Origin of the sequence: Streptomyces misionensis (genome assembly GCF_900104815.1) — a bacterium.
Lineage (GTDB): Bacteria > Actinomycetota > Actinomycetes > Streptomycetales > Streptomycetaceae > Streptomyces > Streptomyces misionensis.
In genome coordinates this window covers 6,250,973-6,275,728 of sequence record NZ_FNTD01000004.1, presented here as the reverse complement: position 1 = coordinate 6,275,728, position 24,756 = coordinate 6,250,973, and the positions used below count along the sequence as shown (strand labels likewise).

Below are 24,756 nucleotides of genomic sequence, written 5' to 3'. Positions count from 1 at the left end.
CCCGCGGGCCGGCGCGGTCACGTCACCACTGGCGGAAGGGCGCGCCCCCGTTCGCGCCCCCGTCGCCGTCCCCGGCCCCGTTGCTGTTGCCCAGGGCGTGCGGCTGCTCCCCGCCCCCCTTGCCCTGGTCCTTCCGCTCCTTGCCCGGCCCCTGCGCGTTCTTCGGGTGCGCGCGCAGCCGGGCCGTGACGTCCTCGGGCGGCAGGAAACGGGACCAGCGTTCGGGGAACTCGGAGGGCATGTCGGGGTCGTCCGGGTCCGGGTCGGCCTCGCGGGCCGCGGCGGCGCGGGCGACGTACTCGGCGATCTGCGCCGAGCGCACCCGGTCGTTGGCCTCGCGGGCGGCGGCCGTGGCGGCGGCCGGCCACACCCGGTCGATGGCGGCGTTGACGGCCGCGCCGACGAGCACGGCGAAGGCGGACACGCCGATCCACAGCATGACGGCGACGGACGCGGCGAGGGAGCCGTAGATCGTGGCGCCCTCGATGGTGTGCACGAGGTAGATGCGCAGCAGGAAACTGCCGAGGACCCACATGGCCAGGGCGACCAGGGCCCCGGGGACGTCCTCGATCCAGGGCGAGCGCACCGGCACGGACACGTGGTACAGGGTGGTCAGGAAGACGATGGACAGGACGATGACGACCGGCCAGTAAAGGATCTGCACCACCGTCTCCGACCAGGGCACCACCCGGACCACCGCGTCCGGGCCCGCCACCATCAGCGGCAGCGCCACCGAGCCGATCAGCAGCGCCACGATGAACAGCACGAAGGACATGATCCGGGTGCGCACGATGCCCCGGACGCCGTCGAGGCCGTACATGACGGTGATGGTGTCGATGAAGACGTTCACCGCGCGGGATCCCGACCACAGGGCGAACAGGAAGCCCAGGGAGATGACGTCGGGCCGGCCGCCCTTTATCACGTCGTGCAGGATCGGTTCGGTGATCTCCTTGACGCCCTTGTCGGACAGGACGGTCCGGGAGGCGTCCAGCATGTTGGTCTCCAGGCTGCCGATGGTGTGGGCGCCGGTCCAGGTGTCGACGTAGGCGAGCAGCCCGATGAGGCACAGGAGCAGCGGCGGCACGGACAGCAGGGTGAAGAACGCGGCTTCGGCGGCCAGGCCGAGGATGCGGTACTCCATGCAGGAGTTGACGGTGTCCTTGAGCAGCAGCCAGGCGGTCCTGCGCTTGGAGACGTTCCGGTAGAGGGCGCGGGCCCGGTGGAGCCGTCCGACCGGCCGTTCGGGGGATTCACTTGCTGGCTGCACGACCCAAAGGTATCCGCAGCGACGGGCCTGCCTCACCTCCCGGGGCGCGCTGCCGATCGGCTCGTCGCACCCTGTGCACACCTGCCCGTTTTCGCCCGGTCGCGGCGGCCGCCCTGTGTCACCCTGGAGGCCATCACCACCGCCGTTCCGGGTAGGTTCGCAATCATGGCAGGCATCTCCTCCCACACCGTGACGAACCAGCCGCCCCCGCTGGCCGGCTACGACCTGTTCACCGCCGACCGGGCACTGGTGGAGGCCGTCGAGCGGCACACTCCGCAGGCGCTGGTGGACGAGGTGCGCGGGGAGCTGTCGGCGCTGGGCCGGGCCGGGGGCTCGGCGCAGCTCCAGGAGTGGGCGACGCAGGCGAACGAGCGGCCGCCCCGGCTGCGCAGCCACGACCGCTACGGCCACCGGATCGACGAGGTGGAGTTCCACCCGGCCTGGCACCGGCTGCTCGGCAAGGGCGTCTCGGCGGGGCTGACCGGCGCCTGGACGCGACCCGCCGGGCATGTGCGCCGGGCGGCCGGGTTCCTGCTGTGGACCCAGGTCGAGGCGGGCACCTGCTGCCCGCTGTCCATGACGCACGCGGCGGTGCCCGCGCTGCGCACCGACCCCGCGCTCGCCGCGGTCTGGGAGCCCCGGCTGACCTCCACCGTCTACGACCAGGAGCTGCGGCCGGCCGCGGACAAGCCCGGCGCCCTGTTCGGGATGGGCATGACCGAGAAGCAGGGCGGCAGCGACGTCCGGGCCAACACCACCCAGGCCCGCCCGCTCGCCGAGGAGGGCACTTACGCGCTCACCGGGCACAAGTGGTTCTGCTCGGCGCCGATGTCGGACGGGTTCCTGGTGCTGGCGCAGGCCCCCGGGGGCCTGACCTGCTTCCTGGTGCCGCGCGTCCTGGACGACGGCACCCGCAACGTCTTCCTGCTCCAGCGGCTCAAGGACAAGCTGGGCAACCGGTCCAACGCCTCCGCCGAGGTGGAGTTCGACGGCACCTGGGCGCGCCGGGTCGGCGAGGAGGGACGCGGGGTGCGCACCATCATGGGGATGGTCGCCGCGACCCGGCTGGACTGCGCGCTCGGCTCGGCGGGCCTGATGCGGCAGGCGGTGGCGCAGGCGGTGCACCACTGCGGCCACCGGGAGGCGTTCGGCGGCCTGCTGCTCGACAAACCGCTGATGCGCAATGTGCTCGCCGACCTCGCGCTGGAGTCGGAGGCGGCGACCGCGCTGGCGATGCGGCTGGCGGCGGCGTACGACGACGGGGGCGAGCGGGAGCGCGCCTTCCTGCGGCTCGCGGTGCCGGCCGCCAAGTACTGGATCGCCAAGCGGTGCGCGCCGGTCGTGGTCGAGGCCGCCGAGTGCCTGGGCGGCAACGGGTACGTGGAGGAGTCGGGGCTGCCCCGGCTGGTGCGCGAGTCGCCGCTCAACTCCGTGTGGGAGGGCGCCGGGAACGTGCAGGCGCTGGACGCGCTGCGGGCGTTGCGGCGGGAGCCGGGCGCGCTGGACGCCTGTCTGACCGAGATCGGGCAGGCGCACGGCGCCGATCACCGGCTGGACCGGGCGGTGAAGGACCTGTTCACCGAACTGGCCGATCTGGAGGGCGTGGAGGGCCGGGCGCGGCGGCTGGTGGAGCGGCTCGCGCTGGTGCTCCAGGGCTCCCTGCTGGTGCGGCACGCGCCGCCGGAGGTGGCCGACGCCTTCTGCGCCTCCCGGCTGGGCGGTGACCACGGCGGGACGTTCGGCACGCTGCCCGGCGGGCTGGATCTGGTCCCGGTGGTCGAGCGGGCACGGCCGGTCTCCTGAAGCACCGCACGTCCACGGGGGGTTGTTCGATGTCCTGGCCGGAATCGGCCGGTGCCCGGCCGGGGGTGGTGCTGCGCCGACACGGCACCACCCCCGCCACATGGGCCCGTTGCAGAAGCCCGTGGACGCCACGGAGGGCGTCGTGGTCAAGTCTCGACCGGGTTCGGACGGTTCACCAGGGTTGCAGGGGGTTGCAACTTCTCGGCGCACATGCGCGGAGTGTGTGCCTCCGGCCTGCCCGGCCCGGCAGTATGAGAGGAACAGCCGACCGGAATGCGCCGCCCGGGCGGCTCGAGGAGTTTGTTCGACGTCCTTCTCCGGGAGGGGACCCGTGGTGAACCCGCCGATGAACGTGGCGCGCCTGGCCGCCGTGGACGCGGCGCAGGCGGCCCGGGTGATGAACGAGGTGCGCGAGGCGACGCTCGCCGGTCAGCGCGGGCCCGTCGCGCCCCGGCCGGTGATCGAGCAGTCCTGGGGGCGGATGATGCGCAGCGGTGTCGACCCGGAGCGCGACTGCAGATCGGGGCTGTTGCCCCTGGAGGAGGTGCGGCGGCGGCGCGAGGAGTCGCCGCTGCGGCATGTCCTGCCGGTGCTGCGCGAGGGGCTGCTCTCGGTCGCCGACGTGGCCCAGCACATCATGGTCGTCGCGGACGCCGAGGGACGGGTGCTGTGGCGCGAGGGGTCGGTTGCGGTGCTGCGCAAGGCGGACGGGCTCGGCTTCGAACTGGGCGCGGACTGGCGGGAGGACGTGGTCGGCACCAACGGGGTGGGCACCCCGGTGGTCGTGCGCCGGCCCGTGCAGGTGTTCGCCGCCGAGCACTTCGTGCGCTCGCACACCTCCTGGACGTGCACGGGGGCGCCGATCACCGATCCGCGGGACGGCCGGCTGCTCGGGGTGGTGGACGTGAGCGGCCCGCTGGAGACCATGCATCCGGCGACCCTCGCCTGGGTGGACTCGGTGGCCAAGCTCGCCGAGGCGCGGCTGCGGGAGCTGCACCTGACCTCGCTGGAGCGGCTGCGGACGGTGGCGGCGCCGGTGCTGGCGCGGCTTCCGGGGCGGGCCCTGGTGGTGGACCGGGACGGCTGGGCGGCGGCCGTGACGGGGATGCCGTACGTGCGGCGGGTGGGGCTGCCCAAGTCGCTGGTGCCCGGCCGCCGGTGGCTGCCGTCGCTCGGCTGGTGCGCGGTGGAGCCGCTGTGCGGGGGCTGGCTGCTGCGGGCGGACGACGAGCCGCACACCGCGTCGTCCGCCCGCGTGGTACTGGACCTGACCCGGCCCGAGCGCGCGGCGGTGACGGTGTCGGCCGGATCCTCGGCGGGCACGTGGTCGCGTGAACTGAGCCCACGGCACGCGGAGTTGCTGTTTCTGCTGGCGGAACACCCCGGCGGGCGCGGGGCGGCGGAGCTGGCCGGGGACCTGTTCGGGGACCCGTCACGGACGGTGACGGTGCGGGCGGAGATGTCGCGGATCCGCCGGTATCTCGGGGGACTTCTCCAGCATCGGCCGTATCGTTTCTCTGAAGCGGCGGACATCGAGTTGCTGCTGCCCGAGAACCCCCGTGACCTGCTGCCCCGTTCGACGGCCGGGGCGGTGGAGCGCCGTCGGGTGGCCCTGACGGGGGACCGTCCGGCGCCCGCGTGACGGCGGGGGCACGGCTCTTCCCGTGTGTGTTCCGGGTATTTGCGGGGTCTTCGCCCTGCGCGGACCGTTACTGCCGTAGCATCCCTACGGGCCCGGCAGCACGGGGTGCGCGTCAACCGGCGCGTGGCCGGGCGCAGTTGGACCACCCCGGCCGCGGGGCCGGGGCGACGGCGTGCGCCGGAGCGAAGGGACCCTGAAGAGGGGACGACATGAACCATCGCGGCAGACACCGTCGGCGCAGGCGGGGTTCGGCCCTGCGCGCCGCGCTGACCGGGACCGCGCTGGCGCTGACCGCGGCCGCCACCCTGATCAGCACCTCGCAGGCGCAGGTCACCGAGCGCCCGGGCGCGCTCAAGCCGCTCACCGCCCCGGCGGACACCGCCCCGCTGCGGCTGCGCGAACAACGGGTGCCCGGCCGCGCCCTGGACCGGCTGGCCGCCGCCATGGGCCGTCCGGTCGGCGTGGACGCCGTGCTGGGCAGCGCCGACCGCACCCTCGCCGAGGGCGCCGGCTGCTCCGACACCGACCGCGCCTCCCTGCCGGTCACCCCCTCCGCCGCCCGCGCCTACTGCTGGGACCCCGCCGACACCGCCGCCGGCACGGACTGGCGGCCCACCGCGGTGACCACGTCCGGGGACGCCGACGAGGACGGGGTGTGGGGCAGCCACCGGGTCGTCCTGAGCGGCTGGACGCACAGCGCCGAGGACGGCCCGCGCGCCGAGCGGGGCCTCGCCCGGGTCGCCTTCGTGAACGCCGACGACCCGGACCGGCTCTCCTACCGCTGGGTGCTGCTGGTGGTGCCGGTGGACGGTGGCCGCGACTACCGGGGCCTCGGTTCCGGGATCTCCTCCATGGTCTGGTACCAGGACAAACTGCTGGTCACCACCCGGCGGGCCGGCGCCACCGCGCTCTATGTGTACGACATGGACCGCATCCAGCGCACCACGGTCGACGGACCCGGGGTCGGCCGGGTGCGCGGCGGCTGGTCCGCAGACGGCTACCGGTACGTGATGCCCGCGGTCGGCTCCTACCGCTACACCGGGGGCCGCTGTTCGGCGTCCGGGCCGCCCTGTCCGAGCGCGCTGGCGCTCGACCGCAGTACGGCGCCGGACAGCCTGGTCGCCGCCGAGTGGACCACCCCCGGCAGCGAGCGGACCGCCCGGCTGTGGCGGTACGCGTTCAGCACCGCGCCCGGGCACGAGGGGCTGCTCGCCACGAACGCCGCGGGGCAGGTGAACGCGGTGGAGGAGTACCGGACCCGGGTGACCGGCATCCGGGGCGTGCTGTCGTACCGGCGGGCCGGGGCCGAGCGTCCGTCCTGGTATGTGGGACGACTGCCCGGCTCGCAAGACGGGCACGGCGGGCTGCTGCGCCAGGACACCCGGGGCGCCAGGGCCGCCGAGTGCGGCGCGGACGGCACCCACCGCTGCTGGGCCGACTCCCCGGGCTCCCTGTCGTACTGGCAGGAGACCGGCGAGGTGTGGTCCCTGTCCGACCGGATGCTGTTCGCGCTGCCGCTGGCGGAGCTGGACCGGTCGCTGGACTGAGACCGAGCGGGACCGTCGCCGCACGGGGCGGGCGTCCCACCGCGGGGGGCGGCGCACGGCGGCCGTCGACAGACCCCGCGGCGGGATGATTCCCTGGCCCGCATGAGCAGCAACCCTGTCACCACCTGGTACCTGGAGCAGACGTCCCCGGCCGATCTGCTGCCCGCCGCCGCGCCCGAGGGCGATGTCCGCATCGTCCGCGCGGAGGTGCCCTCCCCCGAGTTCAACCGGTTCCTGTACACCGCGGTGGGCGGGGACATCCGCTGGACCGACCGGCTCGGCTGGCCGTACGCGCGCTGGCAGGAGCTGCTGGAGCAGCCGGGAACGGAGACCTGGGTGGCCTACGACCGCGGCACCCCGGCCGGGTACGTCGAGTTGCAGGCCCAGGACGAGGGCGCGGTGGAGATCCTCTACTTCGGGCTGCTGCCGGCCTTCCGCGGCCGGGGCATCGGCGGCCATCTGCTGGCCCAGGGCACCGCCCGCGCCTGGGACCTCGCCGAGCGCTGGCCGGGCCGGACGCCGACGAAGCGGGTGTGGGTGCACACCTGCGACAAGGACGGCGAGTTCGCCATGGCCAACTACCAGCGACGCGGGTTCAAGCTGTACGACACCAGGGTCGAGCCGGAGCCCGACGTGGCGACGCCGGGGCCCTGGCCCGGCGCCCACCCTGCCTGACCTGCCGGGACAAGCCTCCGCCCGGCACATGTGAGCGACGACACCCTTGTCCCGCGATTTGGGACAAGGGTGTCCGCATGCCGGAAGAAGCTGGACTGTGTCCAGATCGCCGTGACACGCTGCCGTCATGCCTGGAACTGGAATTGCCTTGGTGAGTCGGCGGCACGTCGACCTCGGCCGCATGTCCAGCGCCATCTGTCCGGCGAGCTGACCCCTACAGCACCGCCGTTCCCGCACTTCTGATCTCCGCCTGACCCCTGCCCGCGCACGGCCGCGCATCCCTGCCCGTGCGCGCATGTACGTGCAGGTCAGAGCCGTCAGACCCGCCTTTCCTCCGGTCCCGAAGGACGTAGCAGCCATGGCCGCCACCCCACAGAACCCAGCCGCCTCCGCGCCCCGCCGCAAGGTGAGCCGTCACCGCGGCGAAGGCCAGTGGGCCCAGGGCCACTTCACACCGCTCAACGGCAACGAACAGTTCAAGAAGGACGACGACGGTCTCAACGTACGGACACGTATTGAGACGATCTACGCCCAGCGCGGGTTCGACTCCATCGACCCGAACGATCTGCGCGGCCGGATGCGCTGGTGGGGCCTGTACACCCAGCGCAAGCCGGGCATCGACGGCGGCAAGACCGCGATCCTCGAGCCCGAGGAGCTGGACGACGAGTACTTCATGCTCCGGGTGCGGATCGACGGCGGCCGGCTGACCACCGCGCAGCTGCGGGTCATCGGCGAGGTCTCCCAGGAGTTCGCGCGCGGCACCGCCGACATCACCGACCGGCAGAACATCCAGCTGCACTGGGTCCGGATCGAGGACGTCCCGGAGATCTGGCGGCGCCTGGAGGCGGTGGGCCTGTCCACGACCGAGGCCTGCGGCGACACGCCCCGCGCGATCCTCGGTTCCCCGGTGGCCGGCATCGCCGAGGACGAGATCGTCGACGGCACCCCGGCCATCGAGGAGATCCACCGGCGCGTCGTCGGCAACCCGGCGTACTCGAACCTGCCGCGCAAGTTCAAGACCGCGGTCTCCGGCTCGCCGCTGCTGGACGTGGCGCACGAGATCAACGACGTCGCGTTCGTCGGTGTCGAACACCCCGAGCACGGCCCCGGATTCGACCTGTGGGTCGGCGGCGGGCTGTCCACCAACCCCAAGATCGGCGTGCGGCTGGGCGCCTGGGTGCCGCTGGAGGAGGTCGCCGACGTCCACGAGGGCGTCATCTCGATCTTCCGTGACTACGGCTACCGGCGGCTGCGCAACCGGGCCCGGCTGAAGTTCCTCGTCGCCGACTGGGGCGCGGAGCGGTTCCGGCAGGTGCTGGAGGACGAGTACCTCGAGCGGAAGCTGATCGACGGCCCGGCGCCGGCCCAGCCCGTGGAGCGCTGGCGCGACCACGTCGGCGTGCACCGGCAGAAGGACGGCCGCTTCTACGTCGGCTTCGCGCCGCGCGTCGGCCGGGTCGACGGCACCACGCTGGCCAAGATCGCCGATGTCGCCGAGGCACACGGGTCCGGGCGGGTGCGCACCACCACCGAGCAGAAGATGATCGTGCTGGACGTCGAGGAGACCCAGGTCGACTCGTTGCGCACGGCGCTCGACGCGCTCGGCCTCAGCGTCTCCCCGTCCCCGTTCCGGCGCGGCACCATGGCCTGCACCGGCATCGAGTTCTGCAAGCTCGCCATCGTGGAGACCAAGGCGCGCGGCAGCGCCCTGATCGACGAACTGGAGCGCCGGCTCCCCGAGTTCGACGAGCCGCTGACCATCAACATCAACGGCTGCCCCAACGCCTGCGCCCGCATCCAGGTGGCGGACATCGGTCTCAAGGGCCAGCTGGTCCTGGACGAGGACGGCAACCAGGTCGAGGGCTACCAGGTGCACCTGGGCGGCGCCCTCGGTCTGGAGGCGGGCTTCGGCCGCAAGGTGCGCGGGCTGAAGGTCACCTCGCAGGAACTGCCCGACTACATCGAGCGGGTGCTCAGGCGCTACCTGGCCGAGCGCGAGGACGGCGAGCGGTTCGCCGCCTGGGCCGGCCGCGCCCCCGAGGAGGCCCTGTCGTGAGCGAGCGTGCGGCACCCTTCCACTGCCCCTACTGCGGCGACGAGGACCTGCGGCCGAACGAACAGGGCCACGGCGCATGGGAGTGCGGCGCGTGCAACCGCGCCTTCCAGCTGAAATTCCTCGGGCTGCTCGCCCAGGGACTGCGGCGAGCCGACGACCACAAGGGCGGACGGATATGACGGAAGTTCAGCAAGGGCGCACCGCCGAGGAGTTGCGGGAGCTGGCCGAGCGCGCGGGCCGCGAGCTGGAGGACGCCTCCGCCCTGGACATCCTGCGCTGGGCGGTGGACACCTTCGGCGCGGAGTTCTGTGTGACCTCCTCCATGGAGGACGCCGTCGTCGCGCACCTCGCCTCCCGGGTGCGCGAGGGCGTGGACGTCGTCTTCCTCGACACCGGCTACCACTTCCCGGAGACCATCGGCACCCGGGACGCGGTGGCCGCCGTGATGGACGTCAACGTCATCACCCTCACCCCCCGGCAGACGGTCGCCGAACAGGACGCGGAGTACGGCCCGAGGCTGCACGACCGCGACCCCGACCTGTGCTGCGCCCTGCGCAAGGTGCGGCCGCTGGCGGAGGGCCTGGCGAACTACCGGGCGTGGGCCACCGGACTGCGCCGTGACGAGTCGCCGACCCGGGCGAACACCCCGGTCGTCGGCTGGGACGAGAAGCGGCAGAAGGTCAAGGTCTCCCCCATCGCCCGCTGGACCCAGGACGACGTGGACGCCTACGTCGCGGAACACGGCGTCCTCACCAACCCGTTGCTGATGGACGGCTACCCCTCCATCGGCTGCGCCCCGTGCACCCGCCGGGTGCTGGAGGGCGAGGACCCGCGGGCCGGACGCTGGGCGGGCCGCGCCAAGACCGAGTGCGGGCTGCACGGATGACGCCCCACCCGATACCCGATCCGACACAGGAGAACGACGTGACCACCGGAGCCACCGTCTGGCTCACCGGGCTGCCGAGCGCCGGCAAGACCACCATCGCCCATGAACTGGCCGCCCGGCTGCGGACCGACGGCCGCCGGGTGGAGGTGCTCGACGGAGACGAGATCCGCGAGTTCATCTCGGCGGGCCTCGGCTTCTCCCGCGAGGACCGGCACACCAATGTGCAGCGCATCGGCTTCGTCGCCGAACTGCTCGCCCGCAACGGGGTGCTGGCGCTGGTGCCGGTGATCGCGCCGTACGCGGACAGCCGGGAGGCGGTGCGCAAACGGCACGAGGAGAACGCCACGCCGTATCTGGAGGTGCATGTGGCGACGCCGGTCGAGGTGTGCAGCGTCCGCGATGTGAAGGGTCTGTACGCCAAGCAGGCCGCGGGCGAGCTGACCGGGCTGACCGGTGTGGACGACCCGTACGAGGAGCCGGAGTCGCCCGAGCTGCGGATCGAGTCGCAGCACCAGACCGTGCAGGAGTCCGCGGCCGCCGTGTACGCCCTGCTGAGCGAGAGGGGACTGGCATGACCGCGGTCGCCGAGGCCCAGGGCGGTACGGACAGCCCGTACGCCCTGTCGCACCTGGACGCGCTGGAGTCCGAGGCGGTGCACATCTTCCGCGAGGTGGCGGGCGAGTTCGAGAACCCGGTGATCCTGTTCTCCGGGGGCAAGGACTCGATCGTGATGCTGCACCTGGCGCTGAAGGCGTTCGCGCCCGCGCCGGTGCCCTTCGCGCTGCTGCACGTGGACACCGGGCACAACTTCCCCGAGGTGCTGGACTACCGGGACCGCGCGGTCGAGCGGCACGGGCTGCGCCTGCACGTGGCGTCCGTGCAGGACTACATCGACCGGGGCGTCCTCAAGGAGCGCCCGGACGGCACCCGCAACCCGCTCCAGACGCTGCCGCTGACCGAGAAGATCCAGTCGGAGAAGTTCGACGCGGTCTTCGGCGGTGGCCGCCGCGACGAGGAGAAGGCCCGCGCGAAGGAGCGGGTGTTCTCGCTGCGCGACGAGTTCTCCCAGTGGGACCCGCGCCGCCAGCGCCCCGAGCTGTGGAACCTGTACAACGGCCGCCACGCCCCCGGCGAGCACGTCCGGGTGTTCCCGCTGTCCAACTGGACCGAGCTGGACGTGTGGCAGTACATCGCCCGCGAGGGCATCGAGCTGCCGCAGATCTACTTCGCCCACGAGCGCGAGGTGTTCCGGCGGGCCGGCATGTGGCTGACCGCCGGCGACTGGGGCGGCCCGCGCCCGGAGGAGACCGTGGAGAAGCGGCGCGTCCGCTACCGCACCGTCGGCGACATGTCCTGCACGGGCGCCGTCGACTCCGACGCCACGACCCTGGACGCCGTGATCGCCGAGATCGCCGCGTCCCGGCTCACCGAGCGGGGCGCCACCCGCGCGGACGACAAGCTGTCCGAGGCCGCGATGGAAGACCGCAAGCGCGAGGGGTACTTCTAGCCATGAGCACCACCACGACCGAGGCACTCTCGGCCACCACCCTGCTGCGGTTCGCCACCGCCGGCTCCGTGGACGACGGCAAGTCCACCCTCGTCGGCCGGCTGCTGCACGACTCCAAGTCGGTCCTCGCCGACCAGCTCGAAGCCGTGGAGCGGGCGTCGGCGAGCCGTGGCCAGGACGGTCCCGACCTCGCCCTGCTCACCGACGGTCTGCGCGCCGAGCGCGAACAGGGCATCACCATCGACGTGGCGTACCGCTACTTCGCCACGCCCCGGCGGCGGTTCATCCTCGCCGACACCCCGGGCCATGTGCAGTACACCCGCAACATGGTCACCGGCGCGTCCACGGCGGAGCTGACCGTCATCCTGGTCGACGCCCGCAACGGCGTGGTCGAGCAGACCCGCCGGCACGCCGCGATCGCCGCCCTGCTGCGGGTGCCGCACGTGGTCCTCGCGGTCAACAAGATGGACCTGGTCGACTACGCGGAGCCCGTGTTCGCCGCGACAGCCGAGGAGTTCACGGCGTACGCGACGGAGCTGGGCGTCCCGGAGGTGACCGCGATCCCGATCTCCGCGCTGGCCGGCGACAACGTGGTGGAGCCGTCCGCGCACATGGACTGGTACGGCGGTCCCACCGTCCTGGAGCACCTGGAGACCGTCCCGGTCAGCCACGACCTGGCGCACTGCCACGCGCGGCTGCCCGTGCAGTACGTGATCCGCCCGCAGACCGCGGAGCACCGCGACTACCGGGGGTACGCGGGCCAGATCGCGGCGGGCAGCTTCCGGGTCGGCGAGGAGGTCACCGTCCTGCCGTCCGGGCGGACCTCGACGATCTCCGGCATCGACCTGCTGGGCGAGCCGGTGGACGTCGCGTGGACCACGCAGTCCGTGACCCTCCTGCTGGCGGACGACATCGACGTCTCGCGCGGCGATCTGATCGTGCCGACGAAGGACGCGCCGCCCACCACGCAGGACGTGGAGGCGACCGTCTGCCACGTCGCCGACCAGCCGCTGACGGTCGGCCACCGGGTGCTGCTCAAGCACGGCACGCGCACGGTCAAGGCGATCGTGAAGGACATCCCGTCCCGGCTCACCCTGGACGACCTGTCCCTGCACCCGCACCCCGGGCAGCTCGCCGCCAACGACATCGGCCGCGTCAAGATCCGCACGGCCGAACCCCTCCCGGTCGACTCCTACGCCGACTCCCGCCGCACCGGTTCGTTCATCCTGATCGACCCGGCCGACGGCACCACGCTCACCGCGGGCATGGTCGGCGAGTCGTTCGCGGCGCCCGACCCGGTCAAGAGCGCGGCCGACGACGACGGCTGGGACTTCTGACCATGAACCCTCCCGATTTCTTCTCGGCGTTCGCGAAGGAGGGCGGCCGTGTGGGCAGCGGCGCCCTCGGCAGCGGCCAGGGCGGGGTCGCGCGATGTGTGCGCTGACGTACGCGCACCGCTCGCGCGCCCTCACCCCCCACCGCCGTAAACGAAGACCTGCCGACCTCCCGGCCACGACCTGAGAGACCGTGACCGCCGGGCCAACGAGAGGAAAACCTCCCGTGCCTGCCATCAACTCCCGCGTGCTGCGCCGCTCGACGGCCGCGCTGGCCGCGCTCCCCCTGCTCCTGCTCGCCGCGTGCGGCTACGGCTCCGAGGCGAAGACCGACGACACCGCGAAGGTCGCCGCCGGGGCGAAGAAGACCGACGGTCTCGACTCCGTGAAGATCGGTTACTTCCCGAACCTGACCCACGGCACCGCGCTGGTGGGCCGGGAGCGCGGTCTGTTCCAGAAGGAACTGGGCGCCACCAAGGCCGAGTACGCCACGTTCAACGCCGGACCCTCCGAGATCGAGGCGCTGAACTCGGGCTCCATCGACATCGGCTGGATCGGCCCCTCCCCGGCGATCAACGGCTACACCAAGTCCGACGGCAAGAGCCTGAAGATCATCGGTGGTTCGGCGTCCGGCGGGGTCAAGCTGGTCGTCGACCCCAAGAAGATCACGTCGCTGAAGGACGTCAAGGGCAAGAAGATCGCCACTCCGCAGCTGGGCAACACGCAGGACGTGGCGTTCCTCAACTGGGCCGCGGAGCAGGGCTGGAAGGTGGACCCGCAGAGCGGCAAGGGCGATGTCACGGTCGTGCGCAGCGACAACAAGGTGACCCCGGACGCCTTCAAGTCGGGCTCCGTCGACGGCGCCTGGGTGCCGGAGCCGACCGCGTCCAAGCTGGTCGCCGAGGGCGGCAAGGTGCTGCTGGACGAGTCCTCGCTGTGGCCGGGCAACAAGTTCGTGATCACCAACATCGTCGTGCGCCAGGCGTTCCTCAAGGAGCACCCGAAGGCCGTCGAGGCGGTGCTGAGGGCGTCCGTCGAGGCCAACAAGTGGATCAACGCCAACCCGGAGCAGGCGAAGCAGGCCGCGAACAAGCAGCTCGCGGACGACTCCGGCAAGGCGCTGCCGGCCGATGTGCTCGACCCGGCGTGGAAGTCCGTCCGCTTCACCGACGACCCGCTGGCCGCCAGCCTCGACAGCGAGGCGGCGCACGCGGTCAAGGCCGGGCTGCTGGCCAAGCCGGATCTGAAGGGGATCTACGACCTGACGATCCTCAACAAGGTTCTCAAGGCCGAGGGCGGACGTCCGGTCGACGCCGCCGGTCTCGGCACCAGCTGACACCCGCCCCACGACGTCCCAGGAGGTGACGACCATGGCCACGACCCTCGCCAAGGCCGCGCGGTCGGTGGAGTACGCCGCACGCCTTGAGCATGTCTCGAAGTCCTTCGCCACACCGGGCGGGCCCCAGCTCGTCCTGGACGACATCGGCATCGATGTCGCACCCGGCGAGTTCGTCACCCTCCTGGGTGCCTCGGGCTGCGGTAAGTCCACGCTGCTCAACCTGGTGGCGGGCCTGGACAAGCCCACCACGGGCACCATCCACACCGACGGCCGCCCCGCGCTGATGTTCCAGGAACACGCCCTGTTCCCCTGGCTGACCGCCGGCAAGAACATCGAACTCGCCCTCCGGCTCAGGGGAGTCCCCCGCCCGGAGCGGCGCGGCAAGGCCGAGGAACTGCTCGAACTCGTCCGGCTGCAGGGCGCGTACGGCAAGCGCGTGCACGAACTGTCCGGCGGCATGCGCCAGCGGGTCGCGATGGCCCGCGCGCTGGCGCAGGAGAGCCGGCTGCTGCTGATGGACGAGCCGTTCGCGGCCCTGGACGCCATCACGCGGGACGTGCTGCACGACGAGCTGACCCGGATCTGGTCGGAGACCGGTCTGTCGGTGCTGTTCGTGACGCACAACGTGCGCGAGGCGGTGCGGCTCGCCCAGCGGGTCGTGCTGCTCTCCTCCCGGCCCGGCCGCATCGCCCGGGAGTGGGAGGTCGGCATCCCGCATCCGCGGCGCATCGAGGACGCGCCCGTGGCGGAGCTGTCCCTGGAGATCACCGAAGTCCTGCGTGGGGAGATCCGCCGTCATGGCCAGCAGTGAGACGACGACCGGTCCCGCGACGGACGGTCCCGCGACGGACAGCGTGGGGGCGGGCCTCGACGCGCTGGAGACCACCCCGTCGCGCCGTACCCCGTTCCGCAAGACCCTCGTCGACAAGATCGTCCCGCCCCTCGCCGCGATCGTCGTGGTGCTGGTGGTGTGGCAGGGCCTGATCACCCTGAAGATCGTGGACGATCCCACCAAGCTGCCCACGCCGGGCGCGGTCTGGGGCGCCTTCCGCGACGACTGGCTCCAGGGCAAGCTGCTCGGCTACATCTGGACCTCCGTCTCCCGGGGCCTGCTCGGCTTCTGCCTCGCACTCCTGATCGGCACCCCGCTGGGGCTGCTGGTGGCGCGGGTCAGGTTCGTGCGCGCGGCGATCGGGCCGGTGCTGTCCGGGCTCCAGTCGCTGCCGTCGGTGGCCTGGGTGCCGCCCGCGGTGATCTGGCTGGGCCTGAACAACTCCATGATGTACACGGTGATCCTGCTCGGCGCGGTGCCGTCCATCGCCAACGGGCTGGTCTCCGGGGTGGACCAGGTCTCCCCGCTGTTCCTGCGCGCGGGCCGCACGCTGGGCGCCACCGGCGTCAGGGGCACCTGGCACATCACCCTGCCGGCCGCCCTGCCCGGCTATGTGGCCGGCATGAAGCAGGGCTGGGCGTTCTCCTGGCGCTCCCTGATGGCCGCGGAGATCATCGCCAGCTTCCCCGATCTGGGCACCGGCCTCGGCCAGTTGCTGGAGAACGCGCGCACCGCCAGCGACATGGCGATGGTGTTCGAGGCCATCCTGCTGATCCTGTTCGTCGGCATAGCGATCGACCTGCTGATCTTCAGTCCGCTGGAGCGGTGGGTGCTGCGCAGCCGCGGGCTGCTGGTGAGGGGCTGACCGGCATGAACGGGCCCGTGCTCCTCGTCATCGCCCACGGCAGCCGCGACCCGCGGCACGCCCGGACCGTGCACGCCCTGGTGGAGCGGGTGCGGTCGCAGCGGCCCGGGCTGCGCGTGGAGACCGGCTTCCTGGACTTCAACGTGCCCTCGGTGCAGGGCGTCCTGGGGTCCCTGGCGGCGGAGGGGGTCCGGGACGTCGTGGCCCTGCCACTGCTGCTGACCCGTGCCTTCCACGCCAAGGCCGACATCCCGGCGGTGCTGCGGCAGGCGCCCGCGCGGCTGCGCATCCGGCAGGCGGAGGTGCTCGGCCCGTCGCCGCTGCTGCTCGCGGCGCTGGAGCGGCGCCTGTACGAGGCCGGGCTGTCCCCGGCCGACAAGTCCTCGACCGGGGTCGTACTGGCCTCGGCGGGGTCCAGTGACCCGGAGGCGATCGCGGTGATCGCCGACATCGCGCGGGAGTGGTGGCACACCGGTTGGTGCGCCGTGCGGCCCGCGTTCGCCTCCGCCTCCCTGCCGCGCACCGAGGACGCCGTGCGCGAACTGCGCGCGCTCGGCTGCGCCCGCGTGGCCGTCGCGCCGTACGTGCTGGCCCCCGGCTTCCTGCCGGACCGCATCGCGCGCGGCGCCGCCGGTGCGGACGTGCTCGCCGAGGTACTGGGTCCCGCGCCGGAGGTGGCGCGGCTGCTGCTGCGCCGGTACGACGCCGCGTGCCGCCCGGCGCTCCAGGTGCTGGGCGCCTGAGGGGCACCGCCGAGGCGCGCACCGCGCCGGCCGGCGGTCACAGCCCGAGGGCCTGCACCAGCTGCCGGGTGTAGGCGAGGCTGGCGGTGCCGGCCGATGCCCCGATGCAGATGTCGTCCAGCGCGGAACGGATGCGGCCGCGGTTGGGCGGCAGCCCGTCGTCGGCGGACTCCGCGAACGCCGCCTCGATGATCTGGCCCTGGCGGACGAGCCCCGGGCACTCCCTGCGCAACGCCTCGGTGAGCCGGGCGGAGACGGCGATCAGGGCATCGAGGGGCGGGGTGCCGTGCGTCAGGTCGAGGGCGACGAACTCGCCGTACTGTCCGGGGCCGTTGACGTGTCCGTAGTCATAGGTGCTCATGTCCAGTCCTCGCTCGTGGATCGGAGGTGACGTTGCCGGCGGTCCGGGCGGGCGCCGCGGCCCGGTGGCGCGGCGCCTGCCCGCCGCGACGGCGAACGCGCCGAGTAGGCCGAAAATCGCCGCTCGTTCGGGCGAACGGTGTCGGTCGGCCGGGCCGGGCGTGCAAGCGGAACCGCGCGCGCGTGCTCCGGCGCGGGTCCCGGACCGCCCGGCGTGGCTTCAACCCTAGGCATGCGGGCGGGACTTGTCGCGTTGTTCGCAGACCCTGACCCCTTGCGGGCGAGGTCGTGGTAAAAGCCGTCACGGCCCGGCGCTCCCCTGTGACGTCGGACCGCGACGGCTCTTCGTTCTGCGTCCCGGGCGGCCCCGGTGTCACAGCGGAGGATCAAGCAGCCGCGCCCCAGGGGCGGTTATCGGCCATCTGTACGCCGGCTCACCCCGGCTCCGGTTGCGGCCAAGCGGAGAGCGGGTCAGTACGTCCGCCGCTCGGCCTCGTCGGCCATGCGGACCAGGTCGGCGATCGGCAGGGAGCCCGCGGGCCGGCGCTCCCGGGCGAAGGTGCCGGCGAGACGCTGGAGGAGTTCGTTCAGCGGGGTGGGCACGCCGTGCAGCCGGCCGAGGAGGACGATCTCGCCGTTGAGGTAGTCCGCCTCGATGCTGCCGGTGCCGCGGACGAGGGACTGCCAGGAGGAGCCGCCGCCGCGCGGGGCGCCCTCCAGCGGGACCAGGGTCACCTTGCCGCCGCGCGCCGCGCGCTGCTCCTCGGCGCTCGCCCAGTCGATCCGCGCGGCCTCCAGCACGGCCTCCCCCTCGGCCCGCACCCGCGCGGACAGCGCCTTGGCGGCCTCGGACGTGCCGGGCCCGCTCACCGCCTCCTGGGCGTTGGCCAGGTTGCCGAGCAGCTTGGCGTACTGCCAGCGGGCCACGTCCGGCACGACCGGCGCCTCGAAGCGGGCGTCCGCGAGGTCGGCGGCGACGCTCCGGGCGGTGCCGTCGGTGTCGTGCGGGGCGCGGCCCAGGTGCAGCACACCGGTCAGCGGGGAGCCGGCGGCGGAGACGACACCGGGTTCCACGAAGGTGGCGGGCAGCCAGACGCAGACGCCGTAGACCCGGCGGAAGCGGCGCAGCGCGAGCCGGGGGCCCTCCACGCCGTTCTGGAGGCAGAACAGCGGCAGCCGCTCACCGGCGGTGCCGCCGCCGGCCACCGGGGCGCCGGCCCAGGTGTCCAGGGCGGCCACGGTGTCCTGGGTCTTCACGGCGAGCAGCAGCACGTCGTCGGCCCGCAGCGCGCCGAGCGGCTCCGGGCCCGCGACGGCCGGCAGCCGGTGCCTCAGCTCGCCCTCGGGGACGCGCAGGCGCAGCCCGTGCTCGCCGAGCGCCGTCAGCTGGGTGCCGCGGGCGACGAGCACGACCTCACGGCCGGCCTGGGCCAGCCGGCCGCCGACGGCGCCGCCGACCGCGCCCGCCCCGATCACGATGTAGCGCATCGGCCGGTCCCCTCTCCGTGTTCAGGTCGCCGGCGTGGTCAGCTCGACCAGCTTGACCACGGTGTTCCAGTTCCGGCTGGTGGCGATCAGGTCCTTGGTGGCGCGCGGCCGGCTCAGCGCCGCGGCGAGCTTGGAGCGGCCGAGGCCGTCGGGGGCGTACAGGTACAGGCAGCGGTCGCCGAGGCGGAACTCCTCGGGGAGATGGGCCGCTTGGTCGATGTGCGCGTAGCGGTCGGGGGTGACGGGCGCGGAGAAGTAGGTGACGTGCAGTTGCCGGGCCGCCAGGTCGGCGGCCGGGAAGGGGCAGGCGCGGGCCACTTCGGCCAGGTAGGCGTGGTCGCGCACCAGGACGTCCACCGCGAAGCCGAAGCGCTCCTCGATCGCGTCGGCCAGCTCCGCCGCGAGGGTGTCCTCGTCGCCGTGGCCGGCGGTGAACACCGCCTGGCCGCTCTGCAGATGGGTGCGGACGCCGGTGTGGCCGAGGCCGCCGAGCAGGGCGCGCAGGTCGGCCATGGGGAGCTTGCGGTTGCCGCCGACGTTGATCCCGCGCAACAGCGCCGCATAGGTGGTCACCCGGTCAGCTTAGAACGGCCGTCGTGCCCCGTGGGGGCGGGCACGACGGCCGGGGCCCGTGCTTCGCTCGGGCTGCGCGAAACTCTGCCGGTTCGACGGGGTCGGGATCAACCTCTGCACGCGGCTGTGACTTGTTCAACAAGCTTTCGTAATCACAAAGTGGATCTCTGGCGGCGGAACGGACATCCCCGCCTCGCGGGCGGGCCCGGCCAGGGCGAATGGGAGACTGGCCGGGGGAAACGGCATCCGCCGGGACCCCGTACGACGGCTCGGGACGACGGAGGCACGACGATGGACGAGGCACGGGCGCGGGAGGTGCTGGCCGCGGCTGGGGTGCCGACGGTCGCGGCCGGGGACGCGCGGCTGCTCGCGCTCGGCGAGAACGCGGTGTTCGCCGCCGGTGACCTGGTGGTCAAGGTGGGCCGGGACGCCGAGCTGCTGGAGCGGGCCCGGCGCGAGCTGGCCATCGCCGGGTGGCTGGCCGAGGCGGGCGTGCCCGCGGTACGGGCCGCCGAGCCGGAGCCGCGTCTGGTGGGCGGTCACCCGGTGACCGTGTGGCACCGGCTGCCCGATGCCGAGCGGCCCGCCGAGCCCAGGGACCTGGCCGAGCTGCTGCGGGTCGTGCACGCCCTGCCCGCCGCGCCGTTCGCGCTGCCGCGCCGGGAACTGCTCGGCGGGGTGGAGCGCTGGCTGCGGCTGGCGGGTACGGCGATCGACCCCGAGGACGCGGCGTATCTGCGCGAGCGCCGGGACGGCTTCGCGGCGGCCGCGGCCGCGCTGACGCCCCGTCTGACGCCGGGCCCGATCCACGGCGACGCGCTGCCCCGCAATGTGCACATCGGTCCGCACGGGCCGGTCCTGGTGGACCTGGAGACCTTCTCGGCCGACCTGCGCGAGCACGACCTGGTGGTCATGGCGCTGTCCCGCGACCGGTACGGGCTGCCGGCCGAGGCGTACGACGCGTTCACCGGGACCTACGGCTGGGACGTGCGCGAGTGGGAGGGGTGCTCGGTGCTCCGCGGCGCCCGGGAGACGGCCAGCTGTGCCTGGGTGGCCCAGCACGCGCCGAGCAACCCCAAGGCGCTGGCGGAGTTCCGCCGCCGGGTGGCCTCACTGCGGGACGGGGACGAGTCGGTGCGCTGGTACCCCTTCTGAGCGCCGCGCCGAACCGCTCTGCCGCACTCCCGCGAACGCCCCGTCACACCACCTCGGGCGTCAGCTCCCGCAGCGGCCACGCGCCGTCCACCACCGCCGCCGCCTCCCCCTTGCGGCGCAGGAAGGCCTGGAAGTCGGCCGCCCACTGCGCGTACCACTCGATCTGCCTGCGGTGCAGTTCCGCGGGGCCGAGGGCGGCGATCTTGGGGTGGCGGTCGGCTATCGCGGTGGCCAGGCGGGCCGCGGCGAGGGCGTCGGCCGAGGCGTTGTGCGCCGCCTCCAGGACGACGCCGTACTCCGCGCACACCGCCTCCAGGTTCCGCTTGCCGCGGCGGTAGCGGTCGGCCCAGCGGTCGATCGTATAGGGATCGACGACGGGGGCCGGGGCGAGGCCGCCGAGGCGGTCGGAGAGCGACGGCAGTCCGTGGCGGCGCAGTTCGGCGGAGAGCAGGGTGAGGTCGAAGGCCGCGTTGTAGGCGACGACGGGGACGCCCGCCGTCCAGTAGGACACCAGCGCGCGGGCGATGGCGTCGGCCACCCGGTCGGCCGGCTCGCCCTCGGCCGCCGCGCGTTCGTTGCTGATGCCGTGCACGGCGACCGCGTCCTCCGGGATCTCCACGCCCGGGTCGGCCAGCCACTCCCGGTGTCCCAGTCGTTCGCCGGCCCTGACCTCGATCACCGCGCCGCTGACGATGCGCGCCTCGCGCGGATCCGTGCCGGTCGTCTCCAGGTCGAAACCGATCAGCAGCTCCCGGTGCCAGCCCATGGGTGGTCCCCCTTCTTGACGGTGCGTTCCCCCAGTGGTCTCCACCTTCGCACGCGCCACTGACAACCAGAGGACCGCGTTCCGCTTCTCGCCGGGGACGGTTCAGGACACCGGGCGCGAATCGGCCCAGGCCAGCTCGAACTCCTCACGGTATGTCGGGAACAGCCCGGCTTCGCCCGCGTCGTCCGACTTGACCAGGCGGCTGCCGTTGCGCAGCACCAGCACGGGGGACTCCATGCCGCGCGCCCCGCGCAGATAGGACTGCACCACGGCGACGCCGTCGGCACCGTCGCCGTCCACCAGGTAGGCGGTGAAGCGGGGCGTCTCGTCGTAGACCTGGATCTCGAAGGCGCCCGGGTCGCGCAGCCGGGAGCGCACCCGGCGCATGTGCAGGATGTTCATCTCGACCGAGCGGCTGAGTTCGCCGCGCTTCATGCCGAGTTCGCGCTCGCGGCGCTTGACCGAGCTGGAGGCGGGGTTGAGGAAGAGCAGCCGCACCCGGCAGCCGGACTCGGCGAGCCGGATCAGGCGCCGCCCGGAGAAGTTCTGCACCAGCAGGTTGAGGCCGATGCCGATGGCGTCGAGGCGCCGGGCGCCGCCGAAGATGTCCTCGGCCGGGAACTGGCGCATCAGCCGCACCCGGTCAGAGTGCACGGCGACCACGTCCGCGTACCGGTCGCCGACCAGGTCCTCCACCGCGTCGACCGGCAGCCGGCGCGCGGAGGGCACGTCGCCGCCCGCGCCGAGCATCTCCAGGAGCCGGGCCGAGGCGCGCTCCGCCTGGCCGAGCACCGCCTCGGACAGGGCCCGGTTGCGGGAGACGACGTTGCGGGTCACCTCCAGCTCGTCCAGGGCGAGTTCGAGGTCGCGGCGCTCGTCGAAGTACGGCTCGAAGCAGGGCCAGTGCTGCACCATCAGTTCGCGCAGCTGCGGCAGCGTCAGGAAACTGAGCACGTTGTCGTCGGCCGGGTCGAGCAAGTAGCCCTTGCGGCGGCTGACTTCGCGGACGGCGACCGCGCGCTGCACCCACTCCTGACCGGCCGGTCCGGCGGCGGCGACCACCCACTCGTCGCCGTGCACGGGCTCGTAGACCGGCCGCAGGACGGCCGCGACGACCGACCGCAGCCGCTGCTCCACCAGGTTCAGCCAGATGTAGGCCCGGCCGGCCCGCTGGGCGCGGGTGCGCACCTCGTGCCAGGCGTCGGCGTCCCAGTCCAGCTCCGGCCCGATGGAACCCGCGTCCATCGGCCGTGCCAGCGACACCGCGCCGGGCGGGACGTCCGCGGAGTTCCCCTCGTGACCCTCGTCACCAGGGGGCAGCTCCAGCCCTCCCGAGCCCACCCGTGCACCGCCTTCCACTTCCGGGCCTCTCCCGTCTCAACGATCAAGGAAGGGTACTCCGGTAGCACTGTGCGCTGCAGCCGGATGGACAGGTCGGTTCCCCGGCTGCTTCGCTCAACTGCTTGGGGTTTCCGGGCCGTTCCGCCCCGGCGGGGCACCGGGAGTGAGCGGTTTCATAGCGGGGGCTCCCGGGGCGCACCCGGCCGGGCCACCGGCGCCTCCGGCCGCCGACGTGCCGTGCGCGCCCACGGCCCCCGCTCCCGGCGCGCCCCGCCCTGCCCCACCCGGTCCGGCCGCGCCCCCTCACACCTGTTCCCGTTTTCGGGGGAGACTTCCTGCCGTCAGGGGGACTCGTAGCGCAACGCGGCCCGAGCGGGCCGCACAGCTGGGAGAGTCGTGTCCATGCAGGTCTGGCCTGGAGAGGCATATCCGCTCGGCGCCACCTATGACGGCGCCGGCACCAACTTCGCGGTCTTCACGGAGGCCGCGGACCGAGTAGAGCTGTGTCTGCTGCACGACGACGGCTCGGAGACGGCGGTGGAACTGCGCGAGAGCGACGCGTTCGTGCGGCACGCGTACGTACCGGGGGTGATGCCCGGGCAGCGGTACGGCTTCCGGGTGCACGGACCGTACGACCCCGGGCGCGGGCTGCGCTGCAACTCGGCGAAACTGCTGCTCGACCCGTACGCGAAGGCGATCGGCGGCCGCATCCGCTGGGGCGAGGAGGTGTACGGCCACCACTTCGACGCGCCCGAGCGGCGCAACGACCTGGACTCGGCGCCGCACACCATGTCCTCGGTGGTGATCAACCCGTACTTCGACTGGGGCGACGACCGGCCGCCGCGCACCGAGTACCACCACACGGTGATCTACGAGGCGCACGTCAAGGGCCTGACCATGCGTCACCCGGACATTCCGGAGGAGCTGCGCGGCACGTACGCGGGGCTCGCCCACCCGGCGCTGATCGAACACCTGACCAAGCTGGGCGTGACGGCCCTCGAACTGATGCCCGTGCACCAGTTCGTGAACGACCACCGGCTGGTGGACCTGGGCCTGAGCAACTACTGGGGCTACAACACCATCGGCTTCTTCGCCCCGCACAACGCGTACGCCTCCTGGGGCGACCGCGGCCAGCAGGTGCTGGAGTTCAAGTCGGCGGTCCGCGCCCTGCACGAGGCCGGGATCGAGGTCATCCTGGACGTCGTCTACAACCACACCGCCGAGGGCAACCACCTGGGCCCCACCCTGTCGTTCAAGGGCATCGACAACCCGTCGTACTACCGGCTGGCGGACGACCCCCGCTACTACACGGACACCACGGGCACCGGGAACTCGCTGCTGATGCGGTCCCCGCACGTACTCCAGATGATCATGGACTCGCTGCGCTACTGGGTCACCGAGATGCACGTCGACGGCTTCCGCTTCGACCTCGCCGCCACCCTGGCCCGGCAGTTCCACGAGGTGGACCGGCTGTCCTCGTTCTTCGACCTGGTGCAGCAGGACCCGGTGGTCTCCCAGGTGAAGCTGATCGCCGAGCCCTGGGACGTGGGCGAGGGCGGCTACCAGGTGGGCAACTTCCCGCCGCTGTGGACCGAGTGGAACGGCAAGTACCGGGACACGGTGCGGGACCTGTGGCGGGGCGAGCCGCGCGCGCTCGGGGAGTTCGCCTCCCGGCTGACCGGCTCCTCCGACCTCTACCAGGACGACGGCCGCCGCCCGCTCGCCTCCATCAACTTCGTCACCTGCCACGACGGCTTCACCCTGCACGACCTGGTGTCGTACGACGACAAGCACAACGAGGCCAACGGCGAGGACAACCGGGACGGCGAGAGCCACAACCGGTCCTGGAACTGCGGGGCGGAGGGCGACACCGACGATCCCGCCGTCCTGGAGCTGCGCGCCCGGCAGATGCGGAACTTCGCGGCCACGCTGATGCTGTCCCAGGGCGTGCCGATGATCAGCCACGGCGACGAGTTCGCCCGCACCCAGCGGGGCAACAACAACGCCTACTGCCAGGACAACGAGCTGAGCTGGCTCGCCTGGCCGGACGACGGCGGCGAGCTGCTGGAGTTCTGGCGCACGATGGTGTGGCTGCGCCGCGACCACCCGGTGCTGCGCCGGCGCCGCTTCTTCCACGGCCGTCCGGTCGAGGGCACCCACGACGAGCTGTCCGACATCGCCTGGTTCACCCCCGAGGGCGAGGAGATGACCCAGCGGGACTGGCAGTCGGCGCGGGCCTCCGCGCTCACGGTGTTCCTCAACGGCAACGCGATCTCCGAGCCGGGGCCGCGCGGCGAGCGGATCACCGACGACTCCTTCCTGCTGATGTTCAACGCCTCCCCGCAGCCCCTGGACTTCCTGGTGCCGGTGAACCACGGCCGGCAGTGGCAGGTGGTGGTGGACACGGCCCGGCCGCAGGGGGTGCCGCCCGGCTCGGGGGCGAAGGCGGGGGCGGGCGACCGGCTGCGGCTGGCGGACCGCAGCCTCACGGTGCTGCGGCGCCCGGGGTAGCCCGAGCGGGCGACCCGATCCGCCGGTCGGCCCGGCGGCGGTGACAGGGCGGGCGGGATGGGTACC

At 72.9% G+C, this 24,756-nt stretch carries 23 protein-coding genes; 17 read left to right on the top strand and 6 right to left on the bottom strand.

Translation table 11 applies throughout. The features are described from left to right. Positions 1 to 22: 22 nt before the first annotated feature. Positions 23 to 1,267, bottom strand: coding sequence for a YihY/virulence factor BrkB family protein (locus tag BLW85_RS30045; RefSeq protein ID WP_205009785.1), 1,245 nt, complete (start codon positions 1,265 to 1,267; stop codon positions 23 to 25). Positions 1,268 to 1,432: 165 nt separating this feature from the next. Here BLW85_RS30045 and BLW85_RS30040 point away from each other — a divergent pair, with 165 nt between their 5' ends. The 15 genes from BLW85_RS30040 (at position 1,433) to BLW85_RS29970 (ending at position 16,496) form a co-directional block, all read left to right on the top strand. After that, positions 1,433 to 3,070, top strand: coding sequence for an acyl-CoA dehydrogenase family protein (locus BLW85_RS30040; protein ID WP_074993985.1), 1,638 nt, complete (start codon positions 1,433 to 1,435; stop codon positions 3,068 to 3,070). 346 nt (positions 3,071 to 3,416) lie between these two features. Beyond that, positions 3,417 to 4,712, top strand: a complete 1,296-nt coding sequence (locus tag BLW85_RS30035) for a helix-turn-helix domain-containing protein (RefSeq protein WP_208624983.1) — start codon at positions 3,417 to 3,419, stop codon at positions 4,710 to 4,712. A gap of 209 nt (positions 4,713 to 4,921) precedes the next feature. Continuing rightward, positions 4,922 to 6,259 carry a hypothetical protein gene (locus BLW85_RS30030; protein WP_074993980.1) on the top strand — a complete coding sequence of 446 codons (1,338 nt, stop codon included), beginning with the start codon at positions 4,922 to 4,924 and terminating at the stop codon, positions 6,257 to 6,259. 102 nt (positions 6,260 to 6,361) lie between these two features. Then, positions 6,362 to 6,934 (top strand): GNAT family N-acetyltransferase, encoded by a 573-nt coding sequence (locus tag BLW85_RS30025; protein ID WP_074993978.1) that lies wholly within the window; start codon positions 6,362 to 6,364, stop codon positions 6,932 to 6,934. Between the two features lie 127 nt (positions 6,935 to 7,061). Continuing rightward, positions 7,062 to 7,145: a putative leader peptide gene (locus tag BLW85_RS40800; protein ID WP_310739661.1), complete on the top strand. Its 84-nt coding sequence runs from the start codon at positions 7,062 to 7,064 to the stop codon at positions 7,143 to 7,145. Between the two features lie 147 nt (positions 7,146 to 7,292). Beyond that, positions 7,293 to 8,990 (top strand): nitrite/sulfite reductase, encoded by a 1,698-nt coding sequence (locus tag BLW85_RS30020; RefSeq protein WP_070025560.1) that lies wholly within the window; start codon positions 7,293 to 7,295, stop codon positions 8,988 to 8,990. Beyond that, entirely contained in the window at positions 8,987 to 9,169 is a 183-nt protein-coding gene (locus BLW85_RS30015; protein ID WP_070025559.1) for a hypothetical protein, read from the top strand. The genes BLW85_RS30020 and BLW85_RS30015 overlap by 4 nt, the downstream gene beginning before the upstream one ends. Beyond that, positions 9,166 to 9,876: a phosphoadenylyl-sulfate reductase gene (locus BLW85_RS30010; RefSeq protein ID WP_070025558.1), complete on the top strand. Its 711-nt coding sequence runs from the start codon at positions 9,166 to 9,168 to the stop codon at positions 9,874 to 9,876. The genes BLW85_RS30015 and BLW85_RS30010 overlap by 4 nt, the downstream gene beginning before the upstream one ends. Positions 9,877 to 9,914: 38 nt before the next feature. Continuing rightward, positions 9,915 to 10,451 (top strand): adenylyl-sulfate kinase, encoded by a 537-nt coding sequence (cysC, locus tag BLW85_RS30005; RefSeq protein WP_070025557.1) that lies wholly within the window; start codon positions 9,915 to 9,917, stop codon positions 10,449 to 10,451. Next, positions 10,448 to 11,383, top strand: coding sequence for a sulfate adenylyltransferase subunit CysD (gene cysD, locus BLW85_RS30000; RefSeq protein WP_070025556.1), 936 nt, complete (start codon positions 10,448 to 10,450; stop codon positions 11,381 to 11,383). The genes cysC and cysD overlap by 4 nt, the downstream gene beginning before the upstream one ends. A gap of 2 nt (positions 11,384 to 11,385) precedes the next feature. Then, positions 11,386 to 12,720, top strand: coding sequence for a sulfate adenylyltransferase subunit 1 (locus BLW85_RS29995; RefSeq protein ID WP_070025555.1), 1,335 nt, complete (start codon positions 11,386 to 11,388; stop codon positions 12,718 to 12,720). A 223-nt stretch (positions 12,721 to 12,943) separates the two neighbouring features. Further along, positions 12,944 to 14,053 carry an aliphatic sulfonate ABC transporter substrate-binding protein gene (locus BLW85_RS29985; protein ID WP_070025554.1) on the top strand — a complete coding sequence of 370 codons (1,110 nt, stop codon included), beginning with the start codon at positions 12,944 to 12,946 and terminating at the stop codon, positions 14,051 to 14,053. A gap of 34 nt (positions 14,054 to 14,087) precedes the next feature. After that, positions 14,088 to 14,867 (top strand): ABC transporter ATP-binding protein, encoded by a 780-nt coding sequence (locus BLW85_RS29980; RefSeq protein WP_070025553.1) that lies wholly within the window; start codon positions 14,088 to 14,090, stop codon positions 14,865 to 14,867. Further along, positions 14,854 to 15,753, top strand: coding sequence for an ABC transporter permease (locus BLW85_RS29975; protein ID WP_074993976.1), 900 nt, complete (start codon positions 14,854 to 14,856; stop codon positions 15,751 to 15,753). The genes BLW85_RS29980 and BLW85_RS29975 overlap by 14 nt, the downstream gene beginning before the upstream one ends. A 5-nt stretch (positions 15,754 to 15,758) precedes the next feature. Further along, entirely contained in the window at positions 15,759 to 16,496 is a 738-nt protein-coding gene (locus tag BLW85_RS29970; protein WP_070025551.1) for a sirohydrochlorin chelatase, read from the top strand. A gap of 37 nt (positions 16,497 to 16,533) precedes the next feature. On the opposite strand, the gene BLW85_RS29965 is transcribed toward BLW85_RS29970, so the two are convergent. The 3 genes from BLW85_RS29965 to BLW85_RS29955 form a co-directional block, all read right to left on the bottom strand. After that, complete coding sequence (locus BLW85_RS29965; protein ID WP_070025550.1) at positions 16,534 to 16,857, bottom strand: hypothetical protein; 324 nt, start codon at positions 16,855 to 16,857, stop codon at positions 16,534 to 16,536. Positions 16,858 to 17,327: 470 nt separating this feature from the next. Beyond that, entirely contained in the window at positions 17,328 to 18,344 is a 1,017-nt protein-coding gene (locus BLW85_RS29960; protein ID WP_074993974.1) for a ketopantoate reductase family protein, read from the bottom strand. A gap of 21 nt (positions 18,345 to 18,365) precedes the next feature. Further along, on the bottom strand, positions 18,366 to 18,917 hold the full coding sequence (locus BLW85_RS29955) for a DUF1697 domain-containing protein (RefSeq protein ID WP_070025548.1): 552 nt from the start codon (positions 18,915 to 18,917) through the stop codon (positions 18,366 to 18,368). A 291-nt stretch (positions 18,918 to 19,208) separates the two neighbouring features. On the opposite strand from BLW85_RS29955, the gene BLW85_RS29950 reads away from it, so the two are divergent. Continuing rightward, on the top strand, positions 19,209 to 20,072 hold the full coding sequence (locus tag BLW85_RS29950; protein WP_070025547.1) for a phosphotransferase enzyme family protein: 864 nt from the start codon (positions 19,209 to 19,211) through the stop codon (positions 20,070 to 20,072). A gap of 43 nt (positions 20,073 to 20,115) precedes the next feature. Here the strand turns inward: BLW85_RS29950 and BLW85_RS29945 are convergent, their stop codons facing one another. After that, on the bottom strand, positions 20,116 to 20,838 hold the full coding sequence (locus tag BLW85_RS29945) for a 3'-5' exonuclease (protein WP_074993971.1): 723 nt from the start codon (positions 20,836 to 20,838) through the stop codon (positions 20,116 to 20,118). Positions 20,839 to 20,940: 102 nt separating this feature from the next. Next, the gene (locus BLW85_RS29940) at positions 20,941 to 22,179 is read right to left on the bottom strand and encodes an SAV2148 family HEPN domain-containing protein (protein ID WP_070025545.1); all 1,239 of its coding nucleotides are present in this window, start codon (positions 22,177 to 22,179) and stop codon (positions 20,941 to 20,943) included. 402 nt (positions 22,180 to 22,581) lie between these two features. Here BLW85_RS29940 and glgX point away from each other — a divergent pair, with 402 nt between their 5' ends. Continuing rightward, positions 22,582 to 24,690 carry a glycogen debranching protein GlgX gene (glgX, locus tag BLW85_RS29935; protein ID WP_074993968.1) on the top strand — a complete coding sequence of 703 codons (2,109 nt, stop codon included), beginning with the start codon at positions 22,582 to 22,584 and terminating at the stop codon, positions 24,688 to 24,690. The last annotated feature ends 66 nt before the right edge of the window (positions 24,691 to 24,756 follow it).